This window comes from Rhizobium sp. L43, assembly GCF_002531725.1.
Lineage (GTDB): Bacteria > Pseudomonadota > Alphaproteobacteria > Rhizobiales > Rhizobiaceae > Rhizobium.
Window position 1 is genome coordinate 288,471 of record NZ_NWSQ01000001.1, and the last position, 25,005, is coordinate 313,475.

Consider the following 25,005-nt stretch of genomic DNA (forward strand, 5'->3'; position numbering starts at 1 on the left):
AACTGAGTGAACTTACTCGGTCTCAAACCCGCGCGTTGAGATACCCCATGCTGGCGCGAAGCGCTCCGGCCGGGTCCTTGACCGCATGCACCTCGGCTGCAAAGGGTTCGAAGGAGAACGGGCCGGCATAGCCAGCCTGCAGCAGCGCCTTGATCTGCCCGGCATTGTCGAGCCGGTCGTCGCCGTCGACGAGCACGCGATGGGAATCGCGCATATCGGCAACGGAAACGGCAGGGTCGCTGACGCCCGAAATGTGCACGAGGCCGGAGAGTTCAGGGAAGGTCGCGGCTTCGCCGGCAAGGTGATGATGGAAAGTGTCGTGGACGAGCCTGAAGGTCGATTGCGCGCCGAGCTCCTTGATCGCCTCGGCCGCCTCGGTCTTCGACCGCAGCGAGCAGATCTCGAAACCGAGCGGCTCGACGAGGCCTGTGATGCCGGCTTTATCCAGCATCGGCTTCAGCGCCGCCAGCGACTGGCGCAGATTGGCCTGGCGTTCACCATCGGCGCAGCCGGTGCCGTCGTTCTTCGGAACAAGGACGAGCGCCTTGGCGCCGCAGGCGCTGGCATAATCGATCAGTTCCTGCGCTTCGCTCGCGCGGGCTTCGTTCCACTCGTTGAAACGCTGCAGGGCGTTGATCGAGATGATCGTCAGCCCGTGGCGGGCGGCGGCTTCCCTGATCGCTTCGGGTTTGGTGCCGTCGAGAATCGCATTGCCGGAAAGGTCGTTGCGGATCTCGACGGCGTCGATGCCGAGCGACTTTGCCAGCGCGAAGAAATCATCGATGGCGAGCGACGGCGCGGCCATATGGTTGAGCGCAAAGCGGATCGAAGTCATGACGGATATATCCTCCTCGTCTCCGCGACATCAGCGGAGCAGTTCCTCGTGAATGGGCGAGCGAATCTCTATCGGAATTCCCAGGCCAATCCATCGGTGATCGTCGGCGCTGCCCCTCATTGCTGAAAGAATTTCAGCCGAAATGATAGAATTCCATCATCTCTCGGATGGTCTCTGGCCTCAGATGTTCTCGGAAATGTAGATATCGAAAGGCAGGAAGGATTGGCCGGGAACCGCGGCCTCGCCATGCTCGATCGCGCCGAGCATCAGCGATAAAAGCTCCTTGCAGAGCGCCGGCAGCGGGGTGGCGACCACCATGGTGACGATATCGTCGGCGAGACCGGCCTTGCTCTCCGGCGTCAGCTCGTTGACAACAAGCACGATCCGGCCGTCGACGCCTTCCTCACGGAAGGCGGAAATCGCCCCTTCCATGCCGCCGCCGCAGACATACAGGCCGACGAGATCGGGATGTTTTTGCAGCAGCGTCAGCGTCGCCTCATGGGTGATTTCGGCAGTCTCCAGATTGATCAGCGTATCGACGACATCGAACTCGGGCGCATTCTCGCGGAAATAGGAGCGAAAGCCGATCTCCCGCAATTCATGGCCGTGGAAACGATGGCTGCCGACGAAACAGGCGACTTTGCCGGGCTTCTTCGCCGTTCGTGCAACCATCCAGGCGGCAGTGCGCCCGACCTTGCGGTTGTTGACGCCGACATAGGCATCGCGCACGCCGGTGGCGAGATCGGAGAGCAGCGAGAAGACCGGAATGCCGCGCTCCTTCAACTCCTCGACCGCCGTCGTCACTGCCGGATAATCCGGGCCGACGAGAGCAACGGCCTGATTGCGGGCACCGAGCGTCTTGATCTTCTCGACGATCGCCGCCGGCGTCGCGGCTGAAGGAAAGTCGATCTGCGTCTGGATGCGCGCGTTGGTCACCAGACGCGCTGCGGTTTCGATCTCGCGCACGAAGCTCTGGTAGAAGGACTGCGTCGGTTTCTGCAGCAGGAAGGCCAGCTTATATTGCGGCAGATCCTCGAAGACGCGCTGCCTGATCAGGCCGACGGCATGATAGCCGATCTCCTGCGCCGCGTCGTAGACCCGCCGCGCCGTTTCCTCCCGCACACGGTGGCGGGCATTGAGAACCCGGTCGACGGTGGCGACACTGACGCCGGAGGCGCGGGCGAGATCGGATATGGTGGGACGACGCATGGCGTTCCTGATGGATTCGATCATGAATGCGAGCCATTCATGATGGTTTTTGATAGATTGCATCAAGCCTGCATTGAGCCTCTCCCGAAGTCAACCTATTCTCTCCGCAACGGCATAACGGGAGGCGGATGATGGCGACCGAGACAAAGAAGCGTGATTACGACCTGCTCGGCGAAAGCGGCCGCACCGCCGTCGAGACGGGGCTGGCGGCAGCCGAATGGTATCATACCGATATTCCACGCAAGGAGATGAAGGCGCTGATGCAGCGCGCCGATGCGCCGGCGATCCGTGACACCGCCATCTGGCTCGGCAGCATGCTGGTCCTTGCCGGGCTCGGCATTTATTTCTGGGGCTCGTGGATCGCGCTGCCCTTCTTTCTTGCCTATGGCGTGCTCTACGGCTCGGCCTCCGACAGCCGCTGGCATGAATGCGGTCACGGCACCGCCTTCAAGACGCGCTGGATGAACAATGCCGTCTACCAGATCGCCTGCTTCATGATCATGCGCAATCCGGTGACCTGGCGCTGGAGCCATGCGCGCCATCACACCGATACCGTCATCGTCGGCCGCGATCCCGAGATCGCCGTCATGCGGCCGCCCGATCTCTTCCGGCTGGTGCTCAATTTCTTCGGCATTCTCGACGCCTGGCATGCGATCGTCGACATGCTGCGCAATGCCTTCGGCGGCGTCAGCGCGGCGGAAAAGACCTTCATTCCGGAGATGGAACAGCCGAAGGCGATCCGTTTTGCCCGCATCTGGCTGGCGATCTATATCGCGACGATCGCCGTGGCGATCTCCATGGGTTCGATCCTGCCGCTGATGCTGATCGGCCTGCCGCGCCTCTACGGCGCCTGGCACCATGTACTGACCGGGCTGCTGCAGCATGGCGGCCTGGCCGACAATGTCATCGATCACCGGCTGAACAGCCGCACGGTCTATATGAACCCGATCAGCCGCTTCATCTACTGGAACATGAATTACCACGTCGAACATCACATGTTCCCGATGGTGCCCTATCACGCGCTGCCCCAGCTGCACGCGATGATCCAGCACGACCTGCCGGCGCCGAACGCGTCGATCCTGTCCGGCTACCGCGAAATGATCCCGGCCTTCCTGCGCCAGCTGCGCAACGAGGATTACTTCCTGAAGCGCGAACTGCCGGCCACGGCGCGGCCTTATCGCGAAGAATTCCACAACGAGCTGGCTCCGGCCGCGCAATAATCACAATCGAGGGAGGACAAGATGAGCGGAAATTGGATTGAGGTTTGCGGCAAGGACGAAATCGACGAAGAGGATGTCATCCGCTTCGATCACGACGGGCGCACCTTCGCGGTCTATCGCAGCCCCGACGACGAATTCTTCGCGACCGACGGGCTCTGCACCCATGAACATATCCATCTCGCCGACGGGCTTGTCATGGATGAGATCATCGAATGTCCAAAACATAATGGCCGCTTCAACTACAAGACGGGCGAAGCAAAGGGCGCGCCGGTCTGCGTCAATCTCAAGACCTATCCTGTGAAGGTCGAAGGCGGCGCCGTCTTCATCTCGGTCTGAGGGAGGCTGCCGTGGCTCATTTCGTTATCCTGGGCGCCGGAGAATGCGGGGCACGCGCCGCCTTCGCCTTGCGGGAAAAAGGTTTTGACGGCGAGATCACGCTTGTTGGCGCCGAAACTCTCCATCCCTACGAACGCCCGCCGCTTTCGAAAGCGGGTTCCGCCGATACAAGCGATCCGAAATTCATCGCTGCAGTGGAGAAATATGCGGACAGCGGCATCAGGCTGCTGACCGGCCTCGAAGCCAGGGATTTCGACACGGCATCCAAGACCGTCACGCTTTCGGACGGCACGACGCTTTCCTATGACAAGCTTCTGCTGGCGACGGGTGCCGCCGCGCGTTCTTTCCCCGGCGCGCCGGAGGGCAGCGCCCATATTCGCTCGCTGCGGACGCATCACGATGCAACGGCACTGCGCGATATCATGAAGCCGGGGAAGCATATCGCCATCATCGGCGGCGGCTTCATAGGGCTGGAGCTTGCAGCGACCGCACGGCTGCTCGGCGCCGAGGTCACCGTCATCGAGGGGTTGGAACGCGTACTGAAGCGCGGCGTGCCGGAAGAGATCGCTCATCTCCTGACCGAGCGCCACCGCGCCGAAGGCGTCGAGATCCGCTGCGGCGTCTCGATCGAGGCGCTGACCGAGGAAAGCGGCACGGCGCTGATCAGACTGTCGACCGGCGAGGCGATAGCAGCCGATCTCGTCCTGGTCGGCATCGGCGCGCGGCCGAATGTCGAGATCGCCGAAAGGGCGGGGCTCACGATCTACAACGGCATTGCCGTCGATCCGTATCTCCAGACATCGGCACCGGATGTTTTTGCCGCCGGCGACTGCTGCTCCTTTCCGCTATCGATCTATGGCGGCCGGAGGGTGCGGCTCGAATCCTGGCGCAATGCCCAGGAGCAGGGCACATTGGCCGCGGCCAACATGCTCGGTCTCGAGGAAGCCGTTTCATCCGTGCCGTGGTTCTGGTCGGATCAATACGACATGACACTGCAGATTGCGGGCCTTGCCGAAGGGGCTGCCACACATCAGCGCCGCGACCTCGGCGCAGGCGCCTTCATTCTCTTCCATCTCGATGCCGGCGGCCGATTGATCGCCGCAAGCGGCATCGGGCCTGGCAATGCGGTGGCGCGCGACATCCGCCTCGCCGAAATGCTGATCGCCGCGCGCGCCCATCCCGACCCGGCGGCGCTCGCAGCCAGCGACATCAAACTGAAATCCCTGCTAGCCGCCTGAGCCACCCCGATATATTCAAAGGAATTGACGATGAAGAAACATAGGCGCGCAACCGTCGCCGATCTGCTTGCGGAAAAGGGCAAGCGCCAGCTCACCATGCTGCGCGTCACCTCGCTGGAGGAGGCGGAAGCGGCGGAAAAGGCGGGCATCGACATCGTCTCGGTGCCGCCCTCGCTGCTCGGCCCGGTCTTTCGCGAGATCGCCCCGACGCCCTTTGCCATTCCGGGCCTCGAATATGGCGACCATGTCTCGGCCGAGGACTATCTGCGCGCCGCCTTTGCCGCGCTGAAGGCCGGCGGCGATGCGGTCTATTGCGCCGCCAGCCTGCAGACGATCCGACGCATGCGCGACGAGGGCATCCCGGTCTGCGGCCATCTCGGGTTGATCCCGTCGAAGGCGACCTGGACCGGCGGCTTCCGCGCCGTCGGCAAGACGGCGGCAAGTGCGGCCGAGATCTGGCGGCAGACCAAGGCGCTGGAAGAGGCCGGCGCCTTCGCCGCCGAAATCGAAGTCGTGCCGGGTGATGTCGCTGCCGCCATCAGCAGCAACACCTCGATGCTGATGATCTCCATGGGCGCCGGCAGCGGCTGCGACGCCCAATATCTCTTCGCCGACGACGTGCTCGGCGCCAATCGCGATCACTATCCCCGCCATGCCAAGGTCTATCGCAACTTCGCCGCCGAACACGACCGGCTGCAGCGCGAACGCATCGCCGCCTTCACCGAATTCGCCGAGGATGTCCGGACCGGCGCCTATCCGGAAAAGCGCCACAACGTCGGTATCGACGAGGCGGAGCTGAAGGTTTTCCTGGACCGGCTGAGGAGTGAGACGGGCAATAGCTGAGGGTAGGCGCACGCTCTTGTCTCGATGATGTGGGAAGCGCCGCAAAGGCGCTTCCTTTCCATTGGCTTCCGTCCCGGCCTGTGTCAGGAATGATCCGTTCGACCCATTCGGAACGGAGTATTCGGTCCCCTGTGACGATCGGCTTTGCGCATGCGGAATTGATTGCGGTGCTCGTCGCGGTGACGGGGGACGAGCCGCGCGTGATGACCATCCGTTCCGGCAATGCGCTGCCGTCAGGCCCCTTCGAAATGGGCCATCGCACCCTGCAATCGGGCCTGCGCGAATGGGTGCAGGAGCAGACGGAGCACCCCGTCGGTTACCTCGAACAGCTCTATACCTTCGCCGACCGCGACCGGAACAACGACATCCCGGGCGGGCGAACAATCTCGATCAGCTATCTCGGCCTCGTCAACGAGCAGTCGGGCGCCGGCCGGCCGGGATGGCACGGCTGGTACGAATATTTCCCCTGGGAGGACCATCGGCACGGCCGCCCAGTGGTGCTCGACGAGATCATGGCGCGTCTGAAAGCCTGGGCCGATGCCGACCCGGCAAGGCGCGACCACCGCCATCGCCGGGCGGATTTCACCTTCGGCCTCGACGGCGGCGGCTGGAACGAGGAACTGGCGCTGCAGCGCTACGAACTACTCTATGAAGCAGGGCTCGTCGCCGAAGCCGGATGCGCCGCCGAAGCCAATCTCGGCCGGGCGATGTTTGCCGATCACCGCCGCATTCTGGCGACCGGGATCGCCCGGCTGCGCGCCAAGATCAAATACCGCCCCGTCGTCTTCGAGCTGATGCCTGACAGCTTCACGCTGCTGAGACTTCAGCGCACCATCGAGGCTTTGGCGGGACTGACGCTGCACAAGCAGAATTTCCGCCGCCTGATCGAACAGCAGGAACTGGTCGAGGAAACCGGCGGCACCGAAAGCGAAACCGGCGGCCGGCCGGCCAAGCTCTTCCGCTTCCGCCACACGGTGCTCGAAGAACGGGCGCTGGCAGGAACGAAATTACCGCTCTCCCGCAATTGACATATGCTCATCATGAGAATATCTATTTGCCTATGATATGCTCAAATAGAGCATAATTAGGAGCCGGTCATGAATCACCTTGTTTCCGCATCCTCGCTCTATGAGCGCGTCAGCCGCGTCATTCCCAAAGCCGAATGGATGACGTTCGAAAACGACGTCGACGCGATCCTTGATCTGAAGCGCCGCCGCAACGCCGTCATTCTCGCGCATAACTACCAGACGCCGGAGATATTCCACGGGGTGGCCGATATCGTCGGCGACAGCCTGGCGCTCGCCCGCAAGGCGATCGAGGTCGACGCCGATGTCATCGTGCTGGCCGGCGTGCATTTCATGGCCGAGACTGCCAAGCTGCTGAATCCTGAGAAAACCGTGCTCATCCCCGATCTCGGCGCCGGCTGTTCCCTGGCGGATTCGATCACGCCCGAGGATATTGCCCTGCTGCGCCAGGCCCATCCCGGCGTGCCCATCATCACCTATGTCAACACCTCGGCCGCGGTGAAGGCCGCCTCCGACATCTGCTGCACCTCGGGCAATGCCAAACAGGTGGTGGAATCGCTCGGCGTGCCGAAGGTGCTGATGATCCCGGACGAATATCTGGCCCGCAACGTCGCCCGCGAAACGGATGTCGAGATCATCGCCTGGCATGGGCATTGCGAGGTGCATGAACTCTTCACCGCCGAGGATGTGCGCCAGCTGCGCGAAAACCATCCCGGCGTAACCGTGCTCGCCCATCCCGAATGCCCGCCCGAGGTGGTGGCGGAAGCCGATTTCGCCGGCTCCACCGCCGTCATGTCGGACTATGTCGGCAGGCAGAAGCCGGCGCGTGTCGTGCTGCTCACCGAATGCTCGATGAGCGACAATGTCGCCGTGCACCATCCCGACGTCGAGTTCATTCGCCCCTGCAATCTCTGCCCGCATATGAAACGGATCACGCTTGCCAATATCCGTGCGGCGCTTGAGGAAAACCGCCACGAAGTGACCGTCGACCCGGCGATTGCGGTGGCTGCGCGCCGTGCCGTCGAAAGGATGCTGGCGATATGACCGAGCTTCTCGAGCATCTTGCCGGACGTACGGTCATCGTCGGCAGCGGCCTTGCCGGACTGATGACCGCGCTGACGCTGGCGCCGGAACGCTGCGTCATCGTCACCCGCGCCGCCCTCGGCACGGAGACGTCGAGCGCCTGGGCACAAGGCGGCATCGCCGCCAGCATGGGCGCCGACGATAGCGCGGCGCTGCATCTGGCCGACACGCTTGCCGCCGGCGACGGCCTCTGCGATTGCACAATTGCCGCCGGCATCATTGCCGAAGCACCCGCGGCGATCGCCGCGCTGGAGCGGGCCGGCGTCCGTTTCGACCGCAATGCTGCGGGCGAACTTTCGCTCGGACTGGAGGCCGCGCACAGCCGCCGCCGTATCGTCCATGCCGAAGGCGACGGCTCGGGTGCGGCGATCGTCGCCGCGCTGGTGCAGGCGGTCAAGCAAACGCCTGCCATATCGGTGCTCGAAGGCTTCGAGGCGCGTCGGATTCTGATGGATGGCGAGCGCGTCGCCGGCCTGCTCTGCGCGACCCCGAACGGCGCCGCCATCCTGCCGACCTCCAAGCTGGTGCTCGCCACCGGCGGCATCGGCGGGCTTTACGACGCCACCACCAATCCGATGGGCAATTTCGGCCAGGGGATCGCGCTTGCCGCAAGAGCAGGCGCTGATCTCGCCGATATGGAATTCGTCCAGTTCCATCCGACCGCGCTCGATTCGCGCCGCCGACCCCTGGCGCTGGTCAGCGAGGCGGTGCGCGGCGAGGGGGCGCTGCTCGTCAACGAAGGCGGCGACCGGTTCATGGCCCGCGTTCCAGGCGCCGAGCTTGCGCCGCGCGACGTGGTGGCGCGGGCGATCAGCGCCGAAATCGCCCGCGGCGGCAGGGTCTTCCTCGATGCCCGCGATGCGCTCGGCAGCCGGTTTGCCGCGCGCTTTCCCGTCATCTCAGCCCTTTGCGGCGAGGCCGGCATCGATCCGGCGAAAGACCTCATTCCCGTGCGCCCGGCCGTCCACTATCACATGGGCGGCGTTGCCACGGATGCAAACGGCCGCAGCTCGGTTCCCGGCCTCTGGGTCGCAGGCGAAGCGGCCTCGACCGACCTGCACGGCGCCAACCGGCTTGCCAGCAATTCGCTGCTGGAGGCCGTTGTCATGGGCATGCGAGCGGCACGCGACATCGCGGCCATGCCGGCCGGCCCTGCCGGCGCCATCGTCGCCGAGAGGCTGCCGGCGCCGGCCGATGCGTCACTCGTCCGATCGATCGTCTCGCGCCACCTCGGCGTCTTGCGCCATGCCGGCGCCATAGAGGCGGCGATCGCCGCATTGCTGCCGCTTGCCGAAGGTGACGGCCCGGCCGCGGACCCGGCTGTCGTCGCACTCTCGATCGCCGTCTTTGCCAGCCTGCGGATGGAATCGCGCGGCGCCCATGCCCGCACCGATTTTCCGCTGAGGCTCGCCAACGCCAAGCGGCGGCGGATGTGCCTTCCCGACGTTCTGGAGATCGCCCGCGCGACGTCGTCCTTTGTCCTTGCCAGGAGTGCCTGAGATGAGCCTCGTTCCGCTTCCGCGCCTGATCGTCGAACCCTTGGTCCGGGCAGCCCTGCTCGAAGATCTCGGTCTTGCCGGCGATATCACCTCGGCATCGGTCATCCCTCACGATCACCGCTCGACGGTGGTCATGGCCGCCCGCCAGCCGGGCGTGATCGCCGGCCTCGATGCCGCCGAACTCGCCTTTTCCCTCGTCGATCCGGAGATCGTCATGCGCCGCCATCTCCAGGACGGCGACGCGGTCAAGCCGGGTGACGTGATCGCCACCATCGAAGGACCGTCGCGCGGCCTCTTGACCGCCGAGCGCACCGCGCTGAATTTCCTCGGCCATCTCTCCGGCATCGCCACCGTGACGGCGGAGATTGCCGCCGCGATCCGCGACACCAAAGCCTCCGTCGCCTGCACGCGCAAGACGACGCCGGGGCTGAGGGCGCTGGAGAAATATGCGGTACGGGCCGGCGGCGGCATGAACCACCGTTTCGCGCTGCATGACGCGGTGCTGATCAAGGACAATCACGTCGCCATATCAGGCGGCGTCGCTGAAGCGATCCGCCGGGCACGCGCCGGCATCGGCCATCTGGTGAAGATCGAGGTCGAAGTGGACAGGCTCGATCAGCTGCGCGAAGCGATGGAGACCGGCGTCGATGCCGTGCTGCTCGACAATATGACACCGGATCAGTTGCGCCAGGCCGTCGCCATCGTCGCCGGTCGGGCGATCACCGAGGCGTCCGGCCGCGTCACGCCGGCAACGGCTGCCGCGATCGCCGCCTCCGGCGTCGACCTGATCTCCGTCGGCTGGCTGACGCACAGCGCGCCGGTGCTCGATATCGGGCTCGATTTCGTCGCGGCCGCGGCAACAGCTTGAATAACGCGGCCCGCGTCGGGACGCAAAAACGCCTGTGATGACAGTGTCGGTAAAGCATCTTCTTGGCGAGCGACATGCGAAAATGCAAATAATCGCTGAAATTTCTTCTTTTTTGTAGCAAAGCCGCTATGCGCGGCGGCTTTATAGCTTTAATATGAATTCTTGACCGCTGGTGCGTTTGCGCGCCTTGGCTTCAGGGGTGAGAACCGAGATGCAACGGACATCCGGGCACATGTCGACGAACAGGCTCTGCCTGCTCGGAAGACCGAGATTGCTGGCGGCGGGGAAGGAACTCCCCTTGCCGGAGAAGTCTTATTTTCTCCTCGCCATGCTCGCCGCCGAAACCGATCTTCAACTCGACCGCGAAACCGTCAGGCGTCAGCTCTGGCAATCGGAACTGCCGGAAAAGCGGGCGGGCAGCCTGCGCCAGCTCCTGGCGCGCATCGAACAGAGCATTCCCGCCGGCCTTCCGCCGCTGCTTGCCGCGACCCGAACGCATATCGGGCTTGCTGATGGCTGGGAGGTCGACGTTCATATCCTGAAGCGGAAAGGGCCGCTCGCCCCCGAAGACAGCGATATGCTGAACGGCGATTTGCTCGAAGGCGCCAAATCGCCGACGCAGGGCGCCGAGGACTGGCTGACGTTCGAGCGCCAGCGTATCGACGAATTGCGCTCGGCCCATCTCACCCGGCTGATCGAAACATCAGAGGACAGATCCGATGAAGAGCTGATCGCGCTGGCCCGGCGTCTGCTGCAGCTCGACCCTGCCAATGAGACGGCCTATCGCGCCCTGATGCGCACCCATGTCAGGCTGAACGATCCCGCCGCGGCCCGTCAGGCCTATTTGAAGTGCAAGAGCCAGCTGAAGGACGACTTCGACACCGAGCCGGAGGAAAGCACCACAGCGCTTGCCCGCGAACTCGGCCTGATCCCCCCAGCACAAGTTGCCGCGCCGGAGCGCCCGTCGGTATCGGGCATATCGGCCAATCTGCTCGGCCAGCCGCGCATCATCATCCTGCCGCCGGAAAGCATCTTCACCGATCCGCTGATGGAGCGCGTCGGCCGGGCGCTTCTCGAAGACGTCACCATCGGCCTCAGTCAGCAGCGCGGCTTCAAGGTGATTGCGGCGCATACCAGCCTGGAGATCCTCAGCCGCTCGATCGATCCCTCGCGTGCCGTGCCCGGCCCGCTCGACCTCAGCTTCGACTATGCGGTCTACGTCACCATTCAGGGCCGCGACGAGGATGTCTTTGCCACCTGCCGGCTGACGCGGACGACGACATCGGAGGTGATCTGGGCACTGGAACTGCCGCTGGTCATGCAGAAGATCAGCGAATCCTTCGCGCATCTGACGCGGCGGATCGTCTCCTCGCTCGCCGACACGATCGAGCGCCACGAACTGGCGATGCCAATCGGCGACGCGCCGGCCTCTGCCTATCGTCTTTACCTGGAAGGCAAGCGGCTGATCGCCCAGACCGACCTGCAGCATCTGCGCCAGGCGCGCAAATGGTTCAAATCCTCGCTCAACCGTTATGAGCATTTCTCGGCCGCCCATGCCGGCGTGTCGCGCGCGCTCGGCATGGAATGGCTGATCCGCGGCATGCGGGACAAGGAACTGCTCGATGAGGCGAACGGTGCTGCGCGGTTGGCGCAGCAGTCCGACCCCAATAGCGGCCGGGCTTACCGCGAGCTTGGCTTCGTCGCGCTTTATCGCCGTCGCTTCGACGAAAGCCTGGAATATTTCCAGCAGGCCCAGGATCTCAATCCCAACGATGCCGACATCCTTGCCGATTTCGCCGACGCGCTTTCCCATGACGGCGATTTCGATCGGGCGCTGGAACTCAGCCGCGCGGCCTTCAAACTCAATCCGCTGCCGCCGGACTATTATTACTGGAACCTCGGCGGCATCCACTTCATGCGCGAAGAGTATGAAAAGGCGATCGAGGCGCTGGAGCCGGTGAAGGCGAAACAGGCGACGGCGCGTCTGCTGGCTGCCTCGCATGCCATGGCAGGCGATACTGCCAAGGCCGGTAACTATGCCAGGACGGTTCTGGAGAACTTCCCGGATTTTCGCAGCGAGGATATCCGCCATTTCGTCCCCGATCGCGATCCCGCCTTTACCGAACCGCTGATAAAAGGCCTGCAACTGGCCGGTCTTCCCTGATTACGTCGCCTTTTAACGAAGCCTGTAACGCTTAAATGACGCAGGCAATGTTTCCTTCCGATGGTTAACGGCAGCAAGGCGCTGCCCGAACCAATCGGAGATGGATCATGAAGACGAATGCTGACACTGCCGCAGTTCAGACACAGTCCCTGCGCTTCTCTGCAGCCGCCAAGGCAGCCATGAAACAGGGCGAGATCAACGTTTCCGCCAATGCGCTCGAGAGCCTGACGCATGCGCTGAGGTTCCGCTAAGGGCGAGACCGGTATGTCCGCTTTCACCGCCCCAGAGCAATTCCAGCAAAAGTGTGCAGCGGTTTTGCGTCCGGAATTGCGTGAAAACAAAGAGATAGAGCATTTTCGTGATTCGAGGAAAAACGAAAATGCTCTTGACACGCTTGCCGATGATCTCGAACGGTCATCGGCTGGCGTCAGCGATTATCATGACCGCGCGGTCACGCCGGCGCAGACACTCGCAGCCATCAGGCCGCATCTGCGCGAATTCGGCATCACCCGCGTCGGTCTGCTGACCGCGCTCGACGTCCTGAATATCCCCGTCGCCTTCGCCACGCGGCCGAACAGCCATACGCTCTCGGTCTTTCAGGGCAAGGGTATCGACAATGATGCCGCCATGACCTCGGCCGCGATGGAAGCGATCGAGACGCGGATCGCCGAAATCCCACCCGCCGACCTGACGCAGGCGACGGTCGAGAACATGCGGGCGGAACATGCCGCCATGATCGATCTCGACAATGTCGCACGCTGCGCGCCCGACGAGATCGGCAGCAATCCTATTGCCTGGTGCTCCGGGCTCGACATCCTTTCCGGCAGCAGCGTCTTCGTGCCCTGGTGGCTCGTCGGCCTTGATCATCGCGGCGACCGGCCGCCCGGCTTCGAGCAGTCAAGCGATGGGCTCGCCTCCGGCAACACGCCGTCAGAAGCGGTGCTGCATGGGCTTTGCGAGCTGGTGGAGCGCGACGCTTGGGCTCTGGCCCAGCTGAAATCGCCGCAGCGCCTGAAAGAAAGCCGCATCGACCCCGCCTCTTTCGGCGATGCGGTCATCGACATCATGACCGATCGGATCACACGCGCCGGCATGCGGCTGCTGCTGCTCGACATGACCACCGATATCGGCGTTCCCGCTTTTCTCGCCGTCATCATGCCCGGCAATCTTTCCGACCGCGTCGATGCACGCTGGTCGCATGTCTGCGGCGGCTGCGGCTGCCACCCCGACCCCGTGCGCGCCGCGTTGCGCGCCATCACCGAAGCGGCGCAGAGCCGGCTGACCGCGATTGCCGGCAGCCGCGACGATTTTTCGCCGCGCATCTATCAGCGCCTTGACCGGAGTGCGGCGATGCAGCAGGTGGTCGAGCTCTGCGAGGGCGACGGCCGGATGCGCGCCTTCCAGCCCCGTCATGACAGAGCTGCGACGATCCAGGAAACCATCAGTCAGATTGCCGGCCGGCTGGCTGCAACCGGCATTGAGCAGATCGTCGTTGTGCCGTTTGCGCACCGGGCTCTGCCGGTCTCCGTCGTCAGGGTGATCGTGCCGGGCCTGGAGGTCGATATCTCGGGCCAGTACATCCAGCTCGGCCTGCGCGCGGTCAACACCATGAGAGGAGCCCAATCATGAAGGTGCTGTTCGTCGGCCCGAGCCTTGGCAGCGATCTCGCCGCGGCGAGAGCCATGTCGCCTCGCATCGATTTCCGGCCGCCGGCCGCCTGCGGCGACATCCTGAAGGCCGTGCACGACGGCGCCACCGCCATCGGCCTCGTCGACGGCTATTTCGGCGATCTGCCTTCGGTCTGGCACAAGGAAATTCTTTTCGCGCTCGACTATAATGTCGCCGTTGCCGGCGGCGCCAGCATGGGCGCATTGCGGGCAGCCGAATGCGCGCCTTTCGGCATGGTCGGGATCGGCTCGATCTTCGAGGATTACGAGGCCGGGCGGCTGCTCGACGACGAGGCCGTCGCCCTCGTGCATGCGCCGCAGGCGCTCGGCTGGCTGCCGCTTTCGGTGCCTTGGGTCGATTTCGAGCCGACGGTCGATGCGCTTCTTGCCGGCGGCGAGATCTCGCCCGGTGAGCGCAAGAAACTGCTGCTTGCCGGACGTTTCCTGCATTTTTCCGAACGCACCTATGCCAAGGTCGTCGACGAGTGCCATTTCCGCAAGCCGCGCCGCGACACCATCCTCGCCGCCATCCGCGGGAATCGCGTCGAGCGCAAGCGCAACGACGCCCGGCTGGTATTGGAATGGCTGCGCCGGGACGAATACCTGCCCGTCAACCGTGACTGGCACTTTGCCGCCACCTCGCATTGGCAGCTTCTGCACGCCGAAGTCACGCGCAATGCGGTCCCTGTAACGCTTGAATAACGGTCGCGGCGGAAGATGCAATAGTGATGGAATATTAGGGTTTCGCGACCAAAGGGGCGGGAACGATGTTTGAACAACACAACGAGCCTACGGGCAGCGAATACGCAAGGATCTTCCGACTGCTGACGGCAGCCAAGGAGGAGGCTGAAAAGCTTCAGCTGCGTAATCTGATGCACCTGACGAACATGGCGCTGCTGCAGGTCGTCATCGATTGGGACGGCATAGATCCCGACAGGGAGCTAGACGTCAATCTCGAGAAGCTGCTCGGCAGCAAGGCCAAGATCGCAATGAAGGATGCGAGCGAGAATCTGATCCTGATCAATCCCCATTGATCCCGATCGACCCCGTTGATCCTGATCGGTCCCATCGACAGCAAATTGATCCGATCAAGGACAGTTGATCCTGATCGATTGCTGTTGATCCCGATCAATCGAGATTGATCTCGATCGCTGTTGATCCTCATGCGGTCCGTTGGGATCGCGTGAAGGCCAGCCGGTCTATTCGGCGGCGTCCGCGTCCAACTGTTCGGTATGAGCGATCGCCTGGACGAGCTTCAGGATCTTCTTGCGAAGCGCTTCGTTCTTGATCGAAAAGAACGCCGCATTGAGAAGCACGCCTTCGCGCGAAATAACGAATTCCTCGCTGGGGGCGGGATTGTCGTTGGCCGTATCCGGCGTGGCCATGTCGTCGAAAAACGTCCTGACGTCGACCTTCAGAGCGCCGGCGATTTCGACCAGCATGCTTGCAGAAACGCGGTTGGAGCCTTTTTCGTATTTCTGAATCTGCTGGAACGTTACGCCGACACGATCTCCCAGTTCCGTCTGGGAAACTTTCCTCAGCAGACGCTGTATACGGATCGTCTTTCCGACGTGGACATCCACTGCATGCGGTTCTTCTTTCATTTTGTTTTCCCTCCTGAGGACATCGGATATGAAGTTATTCGCCATATCCGTATCTGACAACTTTTACCTGAGATGGCTAAAGCTAGCAATTGTCCGGTGGTAAGTCGTCCCAAACCGAAACACTTGCGTTACTTCATCCTTACACAAGCAAAAGACATGCCAAAGTAGCACTTTGGCAAGCCACAGCACATCACATGATTTTGTGACCTCAAAGCGACCAGAGGCGCTGCGCATTGGCGAAAAGCAGCTTGGAACGCTCCGTCTCGCTGCTGGAGGAAAGCATGGCATGGGTCGCCGCGACCCAGGTGGAGAGGCCGCCGCCGAGCGTGCAGACCGGCCAGTCGCTGCCCCAGACGACACGATCCCAGCCGAAACTTGCAATCACATGCTCGACATAGGGCCGCAGCGTCTGCGCCGTCCATGTCTCGGCATCGGCATAGGCGACGACGCCGGAGATTTTGCAGACGACGTTCGGCCGCCGGGCAATTTCCGACAAACCGGCCTTCCACGGTTCGAAGGCATCCGAGCGGATATCGGGCACGCCGCAATGGTCGAGCACGAATTGCACGTCCGGCGCGAGATCGACGAGGGCGGTGATACGACCCGCCTGGTGCGGCAAGGTGCAGAGGTCGAAGGTCAGGCCACTGCCGCCGATGCGCCGGATATTTTCACGGAACAGGGCGCCTTCGGAAACCTCGTCAGGCACGACATGCAGCACGCGGCGGAAGCCCTTGACGAAGGGATCGGCCTTCTGCCGCTCGAGATAGGCGGCAAAACCTTGCTCTTCCGGCCGGCAGGAGACGATGGCGCCGGCAAGCAGACTGCCTTCCTTTTTGGCGAGACCTGCGATGTGATCGGTCTCGGCCTGCATGGCGGCAGGATCGACGTCAACCTCCATATGCAGCGCCGCGGTAATACCGCAGCGCCGCGCCTCGGCCGCATAGGTCTCGTAGAGGAAATCACGATCGAGAGCGGGCGCCTGGGAAAGCCAGGGATAGGGCAGCGCCGAGCGATCGACGATATGCAGATGGGTGTCGATGAACACGCTCTTCTCCTCCAGGAGTGGTTTTGCGGGAAACCTATCCCTGGTGAATGGATTGTTCAAATAGAAATTCCAGGCGGTCAGATATGCGGTGCGAGAGGCGGGCAGGGAACCGAGAGCCCGCGTCATGTCCTCTTCTCCCCTCGGGGGCCGAAGGGATTGAGGCCGATGGCTCAACCCAGGCAAAAGTGCCCGTAGGGCGGATGATGGGGCTGAGAAGCCCACGTTAAGATCGCAGCTGCACCCATATTCCTGGCTGTCCTTGCTCCAGAAGCCACCCACCCTCCGTCATCCTCGGGCTTGACCCGAGGATCCACACCGGTCTCTATCAGCAGTGGGCGTGGATCCCAGGCTCAAGGCCCGGGATGACGGAGGGTGGGGGTCTGTTTTGCCAAACCCACCGTCGAAGCAGCGGACACGTCACATTTCCTGTTCCAACGCGGCGCCGTGTACCATCATCCGGAATTGACCACATCCGCCCCGGCCAGCAACGAAAGCTGGGCGGCAGCCTTCTGCACCAGCATGATCGTCCGGGTGATATCGGGCGCGGACGGCGCGTTGACGAGTGCGATGAAGGGGCAGGTAAGGGCGGCGATGCAGCGCCGGTCCGGGCCGAGGACGGGCGCGGAAAGATTGTAGACGCCCGCCGTCTGGGCGCTCGCCATCATCTCGTAGCCGCGCTCGCGGATCTGGTCGAGACGATCGTAAAATTCAGGCCCGAGTTCGATGTCGGCGCGGCTGCGCACATGTTCCGAGATCATCATCTCCCGCTCCTCGGCGCTGCGGAAGGCGAGCAATACATGCCCGGAGCCGGTGTCGAACAGGCTGATATGGGCGCCGATGCGGATCGAAAACCCCCAATAATCCGGCGCCTCCTGCTGGGCGATGACGACGGCCGCGCCGCGATCGAAGACGGCAAGGTGATTGGCCTGGCGCGTGCGCTGGGCAAGATCGCGCATCAGCGGCGTGGCGTAGGAGGCGAGCCGGCGCACCGGCGCGTGCAGTTGCGCAAGACCGAAGAGCTTCAGCGTCAGCGAATAGCGGTCACCGTCCAGCTTTGTGACGTAGCCGCGGCGCACCAGGCGGTCGAGCATGCGGTAGAATTCGTTGGGGCTGCGGTCGAGCCGCTTGGCGATATCGGCCTGGGTGAGGCCGCTGTCGACGCCGGCGAGCAGTTCCAGGATATCGAGCCCCTTGTCGAGGGCGGGAGCGCGGTAGCGGTCTGACTCGTCGATCTCCATTCCTTCCCCCTGTGAATATCATTCTGCATATACGCAGAACCGCAGCCGGAAAAGGAAAAGTTTGTGCTGGGCCCTTGGCTAATCGTCTGTTTGTCTATAAACAGACAAATCATCACTGAAGACAGCCGATCTGCAGCACTGCGAAGCCAGGAGATCAAAAGTTGGCCCGAAGCATGCTATCATCCGAAACCACTCCCACTTTTCGGCGTCATGCTCTAGCCTTCGAAGACATCAGCCGCATTCCGTCCCGCGTAGACAATTCCAGCAAAGGCCCGTGACATGACAAACAGACTTTCCGGCAAGACCGTTCTCATCACCGCCGCCGGCCAGGGCATCGGCCGGGCGACGGCGGCAGCCTTTGCCGCGGCCGGCGCCAAGGTCCACGCGACCGACATCAACACCGACGCGCTGGCGACGCTGGCGGCGGAAACCGGGGTTTCGACCCATCAGCTGAACGTGCTCGAAGACGATGCGGTCAAGGCCCTCGTCGCCAAGATCGGCGCTGTCGACGTGCTGTTCAACTGCGCCGGCTTCGTCCATGCCGGCTCGATCCTCGAGATGAAGGATGCCGATTTCGAATTCGCCCTCGACCTCAACGTCAAGGCGATGATTCGCACGATCCGCGCCGTGCTGCCCGGCATGCTCGAGCGCAAGGACGGGGCGATCATCAACATGGCCTCCGTCGCCTCCAGCATCAAGGGCGTGCCGAACCGCTTCGCCTATGGCGTCACCAAGGCGGCGGTGATCGGGCTGACCAAATCCGTCGCCGCCGATTACGTCGCGGAAGGAATCCGCTGCAACGCCATCTGCCCCGGCACGGTGGAAAGCCCGTCGCTGCAGGATCGCATGCGCGCCCAGGGCGATTACGATGCAGCGCGCGCCGCCTTCATCGCCCGCCAGCCGATGGGCCGGCTCGGCTCGCCGGAGGAGATCGCCGATCTCGCCGTCTATCTCGCCGGCGCCACCTATACGTCGGGCCAGGCGATCGCCATCGATGGCGGCTGGACGATCTGAGTCGGCGGCCCAACCGACCGGCAGCCCGGCCGGCAGTTCTGCCGGCCTTATAGAATCGGCCCATACAATTATAATCGGGAGGAACAACCATGACCCGCATCACCGACCTTCGCGTCTTCGATCTCCGCTTTCCGACGTCGCAAAGCCTGGATGGATCGGATGCGATGAACCCCGATCCGGATTATTCGGCCGCCTATGTCATTCTCGATACCGACGCGCCTGATCTTGCCGGCCACGGCCTGACCTTCACCATCGGCCGCGGCAACGACATTTGCTGCATGGCGATCGAAGCGATGCGCCACCTCATCGTCGGTGCCGACCTCGCCGAGATTCTTGCCCATCCCGGCAGGTTCTGGCGACATCTGACCAGCGACAGCCAGCTGCGCTGGATCGGCCCTGATAAGGGCGCCATTCATCTGGCGACCGGCGCGGTCGTCAATGCCGTCTGGGATCTCTTGGCCAAGCAGGCCGGCAAGCCGGTCTGGCGGCTCGTCGCCGAGATGTCGCCGGAAGAGATCGCCGACATCGTCGATTACCGCTATCTCACCGACGTGCTGACCCGCGACGAGGCAATCGAGATCCTCAAGCGCGCCGAGGCGGGCAAGGCGGAACGCATCGCCATCCTCGAAAAGGAGGGTTATGCCTGCTACACGACCTCGGCCGGCTGGCTGGGTTATGAGGACGAGAAACTGCGCCGCCTCTGCCAGGAGGCGATCGACGCCGGCTTCGACCATATCAAGATGAAGGTCGGCCGCGATCTGGAAGACGATATCCGGCGTCTGCGGATCGCCCGCGAGGTGATCGGTCCCGATCGCTACCTGATGATCGACGCCAACCAGGTCTGGGATGTCGGCCAGGCGATCGACTGGGTCAAGGCGCTCTCCTTCGCCAAACCCTTCTTCATCGAGGAACCCACCAGCCCCGATGACGTCGCCGGCCACCGCAAGATCCGCCAGGCGATCGCCCCGGTGAAAGTTGCCACAGGCGAGATGTGCCAGAACCGCATCATGTTCAAGCAGTTCATCGCCGAGGGGGCGATCGACATCGTGCAGATCGATTCCTGCCGCATGGGCGGGCTGAACGAGGTTCTCTCGGTGCTGCTGATCGCCGCCAAGTTCGGCCTGCCGGTCTGGCCGCATGCCGGCGGCGTCGGCCTCTGCGAATATGTGCAGCATCTGTCGATGATCGATTACGTCGCGGTCTCCGGCACCAAGGACGGCCGCGTCATCGAATATGTCGATCATCTCCACGAACATTTCCTCGACCCCTGCCGGATCGAGAACGCCGCCTACATGCCGCCGACCCTGCCGGGCTTCTCCATCGAGATGAAACCGGCCTCGATCGGCAACTATACGTTTCGCGGATAAGGAAACCTCGCCGGCGGCATGTTAAATTCCTGATTTCGACAGTCTTTCTTGTCGATGATGGGCTTCCAATCTGACGGGACTGCTCCAATTCACTTGGAGGCGGCGCAGCTTGCCTTTTGGAGCGCCGAGGAATATTTTCGTCGTGTGAATGCCGAGGGGGCCCAGCACCAGCAGGCCAGCAAATTTTATTGAACCCTGGACAATAGATGTTTGCGATCGAGCCATGCCCAAGTTTCACCACGTCAGGAGACTGTGCGCTTATTTGCTGATCGTCGCGGCAATGCTGCTGTCGATCGGCACGGCGCAGGCCGCCACGACCGAAGGCGAGAGCGGACGCCGCGTCGCCCTCGTGATCGGCAACTCGGTCTATAAGACGCTGCCCTCGCTCCCCAATCCCGCCAATGATGTCGAAGAGGTCGCCACCACGCTGCGGGCGGCCGGTTTCGACGTGACGATCGGCGTCAATGTCGACCGCATCGGGCTCGAGGATACGGTCCGCCGCTTCCTGCGTTCGACCAGCCATGCCGAGGCCGGCCTGATCTATTATTCGGGCCACGGCATCCAGGTGGGCGGACAGAATTTCCTCGTGCCGGTCGATGCGACGCTGGAGACGCCCTATGACGTCGAGACGCAGACCATGCCGCTCGACCTGATCCTGAACCATCTGAAACAGAATTCGCGGGTGCAGCTGATCTTTCTCGATGCCTGCCGCAACAATCCCTTCAATGCCCAGAAATTCTGGATGGCGGAAAAGCTGGAACCGGTCGGCGCCACCCGCGGCCTTGCGCGCATCGACAGCGATCTCGGCAGCCTGATCGCCTTTTCGACAGAACCCGGCCAGGTGGCGCTCGATGGCGAGGGCGCACTCAGCCCCTATTCCGAATCCTTCATCAAACGCGCCAGCGAACCCAACAAGGAAATCCGCCAGGTCCTGACCGACGTGCGCCGCGACGTGATCGCCATGACCAACGGCAAGCAGGTGCCCTGGGAAAACTCCTCGCTGATGGACAGCTTCTATTTCATCCCGGCGCCGCCGCCGCCGAGCGTCGAAGCGATGCAGCAGGTGAGCGTGCCGGAGGGGGCAGCCGCCACGAAGCTGCCGATCGCCCCGCCGCATGACGAGACCGGCGCAGCACTGCTCGTCACCGTCAACCAGCTTCCCAAGACCGGCACACTCAGCTTCGACGACAAGCCCGTCGAGCAGGGCGCCAAGATGCCGGCAGCAGCGCTGACGGCGCTGTCTTATGATTCCTCAGGCGTTGCCGCCGGAACCGTCGGTCTGATCGGTTACACCGTCAGCGATCCCTATGGCCAGGCGACGCAGGGCGTCGTCGCCATTACCGTCTCGGCGGATGCCGGCGCCAAGCTCGCCCAGCTCGAACAGCAAAAGCAGCTGCGGCTTGCCGATGCCGATGCCTATCTGAAGACCCTGCCACGCGACGTCGACACGACGATCGGCGTCGGCCCGGTTGAAGCCGGCCTGCCTGCCGTTCCGGCATCGGCCGCGGAGATGACCTTCAAGGTCGCGGCCCTGCCCGACGAGGGCACGCTGCGCGCCGGAGACCGGGTGATCGGGTTCGGCCATGTGCTTGAAGCCGCCGATATTCCGGCGCTTGCCTACGAGCCTCAGATCGGCACCGAAAACCAGCCTTTCGCCCTGACGCTGCAGGCCGCCAATGATAATCTGCCGCCGGCCACCATCACCTTCAAGCCGGCGCTCGACGCCTGCGACACCGCAGCCGCAGCCCCGCTCGACCTGCAGGGCGTGACAGCAGGCAAACTGCCGAACGAGATCGACCCCGATGATGCACTGCCGGCCTGTGCGGAGGCGATAAAGGCCTATCCCACGGTGGCGCGTTTCGTCTATCAGCTCGGCCGCGCCCAGCTTGCCAACCGTGACGCCAAGACGGCTTTTGCGACAATCAAGAAGGCGATGGATGCCGGGCATGTCAGGGCGATCTACGAACTGTCGAGCCTCTACGAATTCGGCGCCTCCGTCCCGCGCGACGCAGCCAAGGCAAGCGAGATCGCTAAGGGTGGTGCGGCCAAAGGCGATCCCTTTGCTCTCCACAGCTACGGCAAGGCGCTCTACTACGGCCGCGGCACCAAGGCCGATCAGCAGCTGGGGTTGCGCCTGATGCTGCAGGCCGCCGATCTCGGCCATACCTATGCGATGAATGAGCTCGGCTATATCTTCCTGAACGGCATCAACGTTCCGGCCGATCCGGAGCGGGCTATTCGATTCTACGAGGCCGGCGTCCAGCGCAACGATATCTATTCGCTGAACAATCTTGCCCTCGTCTACCGTTTCGGAAAAGGCGCTCCGGAGGATCTGCCGAAAGCGCTCGACCTTTTCACGCGGGCGGCAGAGGGCGGTCAGCCCTATGCTCCGACAAACCTCGGGCGCATGTACCGCGACGGCATCGGCGTTGCCGCGGACAAGGCGGAAGCGGTGAAGTGGCTGGAGATGGGCGCCGAACGCGGCGACTATTGGGGGGCGCTGGACCGCGCGATACTGGCGAAGGAAGACGCTGCCGAGGCTGACAGTCTTGCAACGGCAGCGCGTTATTTCGCGCTGGCAACCGCCATCAATATGCCGGGCAGCGGCGACCCGAAGAACCAGGCGAAGGCCGCACTCAAGACCTTGCCGAATGCTGCAAAGAAGAAAGCGGAGGAGACCTTTGCCGCCGAGCTGACCGCTCAGGAGAAAAAGGCGCTTCCGAAGACCAAGTCGCTCGACGACAGGCTCGTTCAGCTCGCCAAAGCGACATGGGTCAAGCGAAATCCGAGGTACGATCTGTTCTAAAACGGCGATCTGGGGGCGCCCGTCATGACAAGAAAGCTCATCATTCGTGCTCTGCTTTGCTCGACCTTCCTTGCAGGCTCCGGCGCAATCTTGCAGAGTTGCATCTTCGACCCAGGCGCCAGGACGCTGTTCGCCAGTGAAGAGCCGGCCAGAAACGCTACTCCGGCCAGAAACGCTACGCCTGCCAGTAAAACCACGCCCACCGTCAGAAGGGTGGCCGCAAGGAGCACTCAACCGGCTTTCGTCCGCTCCGAGAATAGTTCCAGTGGGAATTCCAGCTCTGGCGGCGGCATGGGCGGCGGCGGCTCAAGCAGTTCATCGAGCTCCAGCGGCGGTTCGTGGTCCGATCGCCGCCTGAAGACCGATATCCGTCGGCTCGGCACCTCGGCCCAGGGCATACCGGCCTATGCCTTCCGCTACATCTGGGGCGGCCCGATGTTCGTCGGCACGATGGCGCAGGATCTTTTGGCGATCAGGCCTGAGGCGGTCATCGAAACCGGATCGGGTTATTATATGGTCGACTATGACAAGCTCGACATTGCGATGATTTCGCTGCCGGAGGATACGTCACCGCTGACGGATGAAGCAGCCATGGCGCTTGCGGCGCGGGCATGCTCGCCGGTCTCTGCTCGGCATCCTTTCATTCAAGCGGTGTAATCGAGGAAGCCGAGCGCGTGCCGATATCGCAGGACAGGGATACCGTTACCGGGAGCCCTCTCGTCAGTCAGGCTGCGACCCTTGCCGGCGTACTCATCGGCATTGCGCTCTCGACCTATCTGCAGCTTGAGCCCGGAAAGGCGATGGCGCTTGCCGTCACCTGCCTTCTCATGGCGTGGATCGTCGTCGAGGGAACGCCGGCCGTTCGTCGGGCCTGGGCAGCGCGCGAAAGACGGGACGAGACCCCCGCCGTGTTCTGGCAGCGCATCGGCACCAAGCTTGCCGGCCTTGCCGCGCTGCTTGGCGCGGTCGTCATTGCCTGTTCGGTCTTTCCGTTTTTCACGCAATCATCGGCGGTCCAATGGTTCATCGAGTCCGGCCACACGACCGTCATCATTTCCATCGTGCTTGCTGCGGCCACCATCCTCTACGTCGTCGCCACCGATCTCGTCGCCGAAGAGCCTGACGATTATCTCAATCAGGTCGGGCGGGCGGTGCTGATGCAGGATTTTCGCGGGGAGGACGTGTTCTTCGCTTTGCGCCTGCTCGCAATCAAATGCTTCTTTCTCGTGCTGATGTTTTCAGCCGGCATGGCGGCTCTTTCCGACTTTGCCGACAAGCCTGCCTGGGCGTATCCGCCACTCTCGGCGGCCTGGTTCGAAGGCTTGATGCGGCTTGCCTTGCTTCTCGACGTCGTGCTTGCGGCCGGCGGCTATATCGCCACTTTCAAACTTTTCGGCTGGCATGTCAGGGCGACGGAGACGACGGCGCTCGGCTGGCTTGTCTGCCTCATCTGTTACGAGCCGTTCTTCTCGACCATTTCGCATGCTTTCGTGCCTTATGGCGACGGGCCGGGCTGGGAGACCGTGATCCGGGAGGGGTCGGCCGTCTTCATCCTCTGGAGCGTTGCGACGCTGTTCTGCAGCGCCGTCTATGTCTGGGCGACCATCGCCTTCGGGCCGCGATTTTCCAACCTTACCCATCGCGGCATCATCACCTCCGGCCCCTACCGCTTCCTCAAACATCCGGCCTATGTCGCCAAGAACATCTCCTGGTGGCTGTTTGCGGCCCCCAGTTTCATCGCCAGCGGCCTTACGGAAGGGCTTGCCCGAGCCGGCATGCTGGCGATCGTCAGTCTGATCTACATCATGCGCGCCCGCGCCGAGGAGCGCATGCTGAGCCGGGATTCCGCCTATCTGGACTATGCCGAGAGCGTTGCCGCACATGGCCTTTTGGCGATGGCGAAGCGGCGGCTTGCATCCAGACCGGCGGCGTGACGCCCCGGCC

The 25,005-nt window shown here is 63.0% G+C and carries 23 protein-coding genes; 18 read left to right on the forward strand and 5 right to left on the reverse strand.

What is annotated here, in order from left to right; translation table 11 throughout:
- Positions 1–22: 22 nt before the first annotated feature.
- The gene (locus CO667_RS01355) at positions 23–835 is read right to left on the reverse strand and encodes a TIM barrel protein (protein ID WP_097616570.1); all 813 of its coding nucleotides are present in this window, start codon (positions 833–835) and stop codon (positions 23–25) included.
- 180 nt (positions 836–1,015) lie between these two features.
- Positions 1,016–2,044, reverse strand: a complete 1,029-nt coding sequence (locus CO667_RS01360) for a LacI family DNA-binding transcriptional regulator (RefSeq protein ID WP_097616889.1) — start codon at positions 2,042–2,044, stop codon at positions 1,016–1,018.
- A 131-nt stretch (positions 2,045–2,175) separates the two neighbouring features.
- On the opposite strand from CO667_RS01360, the gene CO667_RS01365 reads away from it, so the two are divergent.
- The 13 genes from CO667_RS01365 (at position 2,176) to CO667_RS01420 (ending at position 15,021) form a co-directional block, all read left to right on the forward strand.
- Positions 2,176–3,264, forward strand: a complete 1,089-nt coding sequence (locus CO667_RS01365) for a fatty acid desaturase family protein (RefSeq protein WP_097616571.1) — start codon at positions 2,176–2,178, stop codon at positions 3,262–3,264.
- Between the two features lie 21 nt (positions 3,265–3,285).
- Positions 3,286–3,600: a MocE family 2Fe-2S type ferredoxin gene (locus tag CO667_RS01370; RefSeq protein ID WP_025418750.1), complete on the forward strand. Its 315-nt coding sequence runs from the start codon at positions 3,286–3,288 to the stop codon at positions 3,598–3,600.
- Between the two features lie 11 nt (positions 3,601–3,611).
- Positions 3,612–4,838 (forward strand): FAD-dependent oxidoreductase, encoded by a 1,227-nt coding sequence (locus tag CO667_RS01375; protein ID WP_097616572.1) that lies wholly within the window; start codon positions 3,612–3,614, stop codon positions 4,836–4,838.
- A 30-nt stretch (positions 4,839–4,868) separates the two neighbouring features.
- Positions 4,869–5,681, forward strand: a complete 813-nt coding sequence (locus CO667_RS01380) for a 3-methyl-2-oxobutanoate hydroxymethyltransferase (RefSeq protein ID WP_097616573.1) — start codon at positions 4,869–4,871, stop codon at positions 5,679–5,681.
- Between the two features lie 29 nt (positions 5,682–5,710).
- Positions 5,711–6,709 (forward strand): hypothetical protein, encoded by a 999-nt coding sequence (locus CO667_RS01385; RefSeq protein WP_179874034.1) that lies wholly within the window; start codon positions 5,711–5,713, stop codon positions 6,707–6,709.
- A 69-nt stretch (positions 6,710–6,778) separates the two neighbouring features.
- On the forward strand, positions 6,779–7,750 hold the full coding sequence (nadA, locus tag CO667_RS01390; RefSeq protein WP_097616575.1) for a quinolinate synthase NadA: 972 nt from the start codon (positions 6,779–6,781) through the stop codon (positions 7,748–7,750).
- Positions 7,747–9,288 carry an L-aspartate oxidase gene (locus tag CO667_RS01395; RefSeq protein WP_097616576.1) on the forward strand — a complete coding sequence of 514 codons (1,542 nt, stop codon included), beginning with the start codon at positions 7,747–7,749 and terminating at the stop codon, positions 9,286–9,288. Before nadA ends, CO667_RS01395 begins: the two co-directional genes overlap by 4 nt.
- A gap of 1 nt (position 9,289) precedes the next feature.
- Complete coding sequence (nadC, locus tag CO667_RS01400; protein ID WP_097616577.1) at positions 9,290–10,156, forward strand: carboxylating nicotinate-nucleotide diphosphorylase; 867 nt, start codon at positions 9,290–9,292, stop codon at positions 10,154–10,156.
- 211 nt (positions 10,157–10,367) lie between these two features.
- Complete coding sequence (locus tag CO667_RS01405; protein ID WP_097616578.1) at positions 10,368–12,320, forward strand: BTAD domain-containing putative transcriptional regulator; 1,953 nt, start codon at positions 10,368–10,370, stop codon at positions 12,318–12,320.
- Positions 12,321–12,427: 107 nt separating this feature from the next.
- Complete coding sequence (locus tag CO667_RS35235; RefSeq protein WP_179874035.1) at positions 12,428–12,571, forward strand: hypothetical protein; 144 nt, start codon at positions 12,428–12,430, stop codon at positions 12,569–12,571.
- 13 nt (positions 12,572–12,584) lie between these two features.
- Positions 12,585–13,949 (forward strand): YcaO-like family protein, encoded by a 1,365-nt coding sequence (locus CO667_RS01410; RefSeq protein WP_245433027.1) that lies wholly within the window; start codon positions 12,585–12,587, stop codon positions 13,947–13,949.
- Complete coding sequence (locus CO667_RS01415) at positions 13,946–14,689, forward strand: TfuA-like protein (RefSeq protein WP_097616579.1); 744 nt, start codon at positions 13,946–13,948, stop codon at positions 14,687–14,689. Before CO667_RS01410 ends, CO667_RS01415 begins: the two co-directional genes overlap by 4 nt.
- A gap of 65 nt (positions 14,690–14,754) precedes the next feature.
- Positions 14,755–15,021: a hypothetical protein gene (locus CO667_RS01420; RefSeq protein ID WP_097616580.1), complete on the forward strand. Its 267-nt coding sequence runs from the start codon at positions 14,755–14,757 to the stop codon at positions 15,019–15,021.
- A gap of 165 nt (positions 15,022–15,186) precedes the next feature.
- On the opposite strand, the gene CO667_RS01425 is transcribed toward CO667_RS01420, so the two are convergent.
- The 3 genes from CO667_RS01425 to CO667_RS01435 all read right to left on the reverse strand — a co-directional run bounded on the left by CO667_RS01425 (position 15,187) and on the right by CO667_RS01435 (position 17,874).
- Entirely contained in the window at positions 15,187–15,591 is a 405-nt protein-coding gene (locus CO667_RS01425) for a helix-turn-helix transcriptional regulator (RefSeq protein ID WP_097616581.1), read from the reverse strand.
- A gap of 208 nt (positions 15,592–15,799) precedes the next feature.
- Positions 15,800–16,636, reverse strand: coding sequence for an amidohydrolase (locus CO667_RS01430; protein WP_097616891.1), 837 nt, complete (start codon positions 16,634–16,636; stop codon positions 15,800–15,802).
- Between the two features lie 452 nt (positions 16,637–17,088).
- Positions 17,089–17,874, reverse strand: a complete 786-nt coding sequence (locus tag CO667_RS01435; protein WP_097616582.1) for an IclR family transcriptional regulator — start codon at positions 17,872–17,874, stop codon at positions 17,089–17,091.
- Between the two features lie 279 nt (positions 17,875–18,153).
- Here CO667_RS01435 and CO667_RS01440 point away from each other — a divergent pair, with 279 nt between their 5' ends.
- The 5 genes from CO667_RS01440 to CO667_RS01465 all read left to right on the forward strand — a co-directional run bounded on the left by CO667_RS01440 (position 18,154) and on the right by CO667_RS01465 (position 24,995).
- Positions 18,154–18,888, forward strand: a complete 735-nt coding sequence (locus CO667_RS01440; RefSeq protein ID WP_097616583.1) for an SDR family oxidoreductase — start codon at positions 18,154–18,156, stop codon at positions 18,886–18,888.
- 89 nt (positions 18,889–18,977) lie between these two features.
- Entirely contained in the window at positions 18,978–20,255 is a 1,278-nt protein-coding gene (locus tag CO667_RS01445) for an L-fuconate dehydratase (protein WP_097616584.1), read from the forward strand.
- A 223-nt stretch (positions 20,256–20,478) separates the two neighbouring features.
- Entirely contained in the window at positions 20,479–23,061 is a 2,583-nt protein-coding gene (locus CO667_RS01450; RefSeq protein ID WP_097616585.1) for a caspase family protein, read from the forward strand.
- 291 nt (positions 23,062–23,352) lie between these two features.
- Positions 23,353–23,718: a tail fiber domain-containing protein gene (locus tag CO667_RS35710; RefSeq protein WP_245433028.1), complete on the forward strand. Its 366-nt coding sequence runs from the start codon at positions 23,353–23,355 to the stop codon at positions 23,716–23,718.
- Positions 23,719–23,735: 17 nt separating this feature from the next.
- Positions 23,736–24,995, forward strand: coding sequence for an isoprenylcysteine carboxylmethyltransferase family protein (locus tag CO667_RS01465; protein ID WP_097616893.1), 1,260 nt, complete (start codon positions 23,736–23,738; stop codon positions 24,993–24,995).
- The last annotated feature ends 10 nt before the right edge of the window (positions 24,996–25,005 follow it).

What these genes read in the sequence shown, in the direction of transcription:
- CO667_RS01405 (WP_097616578.1), top strand. Translation starts at nt 10,368, where the DNA reads ATGCAACGGACATCCGGGCACATGTCGACGAACAGGCTCTGCCTGCTC.
- CO667_RS01445 (WP_097616584.1), top strand. Translation starts at nt 18,978, where the DNA reads ATGACCCGCATCACCGACCTTCGCGTCTTCGATCTCCGCTTTCCGACG.
- CO667_RS35235 (WP_179874035.1), top strand. Translation starts at nt 12,428, where the DNA reads ATGAAGACGAATGCTGACACTGCCGCAGTTCAGACACAGTCCCTGCGC.
- nadC (WP_097616577.1), top strand. Translation starts at nt 9,290, where the DNA reads ATGAGCCTCGTTCCGCTTCCGCGCCTGATCGTCGAACCCTTGGTCCGG.
- CO667_RS01450 (WP_097616585.1), top strand. Translation starts at nt 20,479, where the DNA reads ATGCCCAAGTTTCACCACGTCAGGAGACTGTGCGCTTATTTGCTGATC.
- CO667_RS01425 (WP_097616581.1), bottom strand. Translation starts at nt 15,591, where the DNA reads ATGAAAGAAGAACCGCATGCAGTGGATGTCCACGTCGGAAAGACGATC.
- CO667_RS01360 (WP_097616889.1), bottom strand. Translation starts at nt 2,044, where the DNA reads ATGCGTCGTCCCACCATATCCGATCTCGCCCGCGCCTCCGGCGTCAGT.
- CO667_RS01355 (WP_097616570.1), bottom strand. Translation starts at nt 835, where the DNA reads ATGACTTCGATCCGCTTTGCGCTCAACCATATGGCCGCGCCGTCGCTC.
- CO667_RS35710 (WP_245433028.1), top strand. Translation starts at nt 23,353, where the DNA reads ATGGGCGGCGGCGGCTCAAGCAGTTCATCGAGCTCCAGCGGCGGTTCG.
- CO667_RS01370 (WP_025418750.1), top strand. Translation starts at nt 3,286, where the DNA reads ATGAGCGGAAATTGGATTGAGGTTTGCGGCAAGGACGAAATCGACGAA.
- CO667_RS01365 (WP_097616571.1), top strand. Translation starts at nt 2,176, where the DNA reads ATGGCGACCGAGACAAAGAAGCGTGATTACGACCTGCTCGGCGAAAGC.
- CO667_RS01395 (WP_097616576.1), top strand. Translation starts at nt 7,747, where the DNA reads ATGACCGAGCTTCTCGAGCATCTTGCCGGACGTACGGTCATCGTCGGC.
- CO667_RS01415 (WP_097616579.1), top strand. Translation starts at nt 13,946, where the DNA reads ATGAAGGTGCTGTTCGTCGGCCCGAGCCTTGGCAGCGATCTCGCCGCG.
- nadA (WP_097616575.1), top strand. Translation starts at nt 6,779, where the DNA reads ATGAATCACCTTGTTTCCGCATCCTCGCTCTATGAGCGCGTCAGCCGC.
- CO667_RS01380 (WP_097616573.1), top strand. Translation starts at nt 4,869, where the DNA reads ATGAAGAAACATAGGCGCGCAACCGTCGCCGATCTGCTTGCGGAAAAG.
- CO667_RS01410 (WP_245433027.1), top strand. Translation starts at nt 12,585, where the DNA reads ATGTCCGCTTTCACCGCCCCAGAGCAATTCCAGCAAAAGTGTGCAGCG.
- CO667_RS01440 (WP_097616583.1), top strand. Translation starts at nt 18,154, where the DNA reads ATGACAAACAGACTTTCCGGCAAGACCGTTCTCATCACCGCCGCCGGC.
- CO667_RS01435 (WP_097616582.1), bottom strand. Translation starts at nt 17,874, where the DNA reads ATGGAGATCGACGAGTCAGACCGCTACCGCGCTCCCGCCCTCGACAAG.
- CO667_RS01420 (WP_097616580.1), top strand. Translation starts at nt 14,755, where the DNA reads ATGTTTGAACAACACAACGAGCCTACGGGCAGCGAATACGCAAGGATC.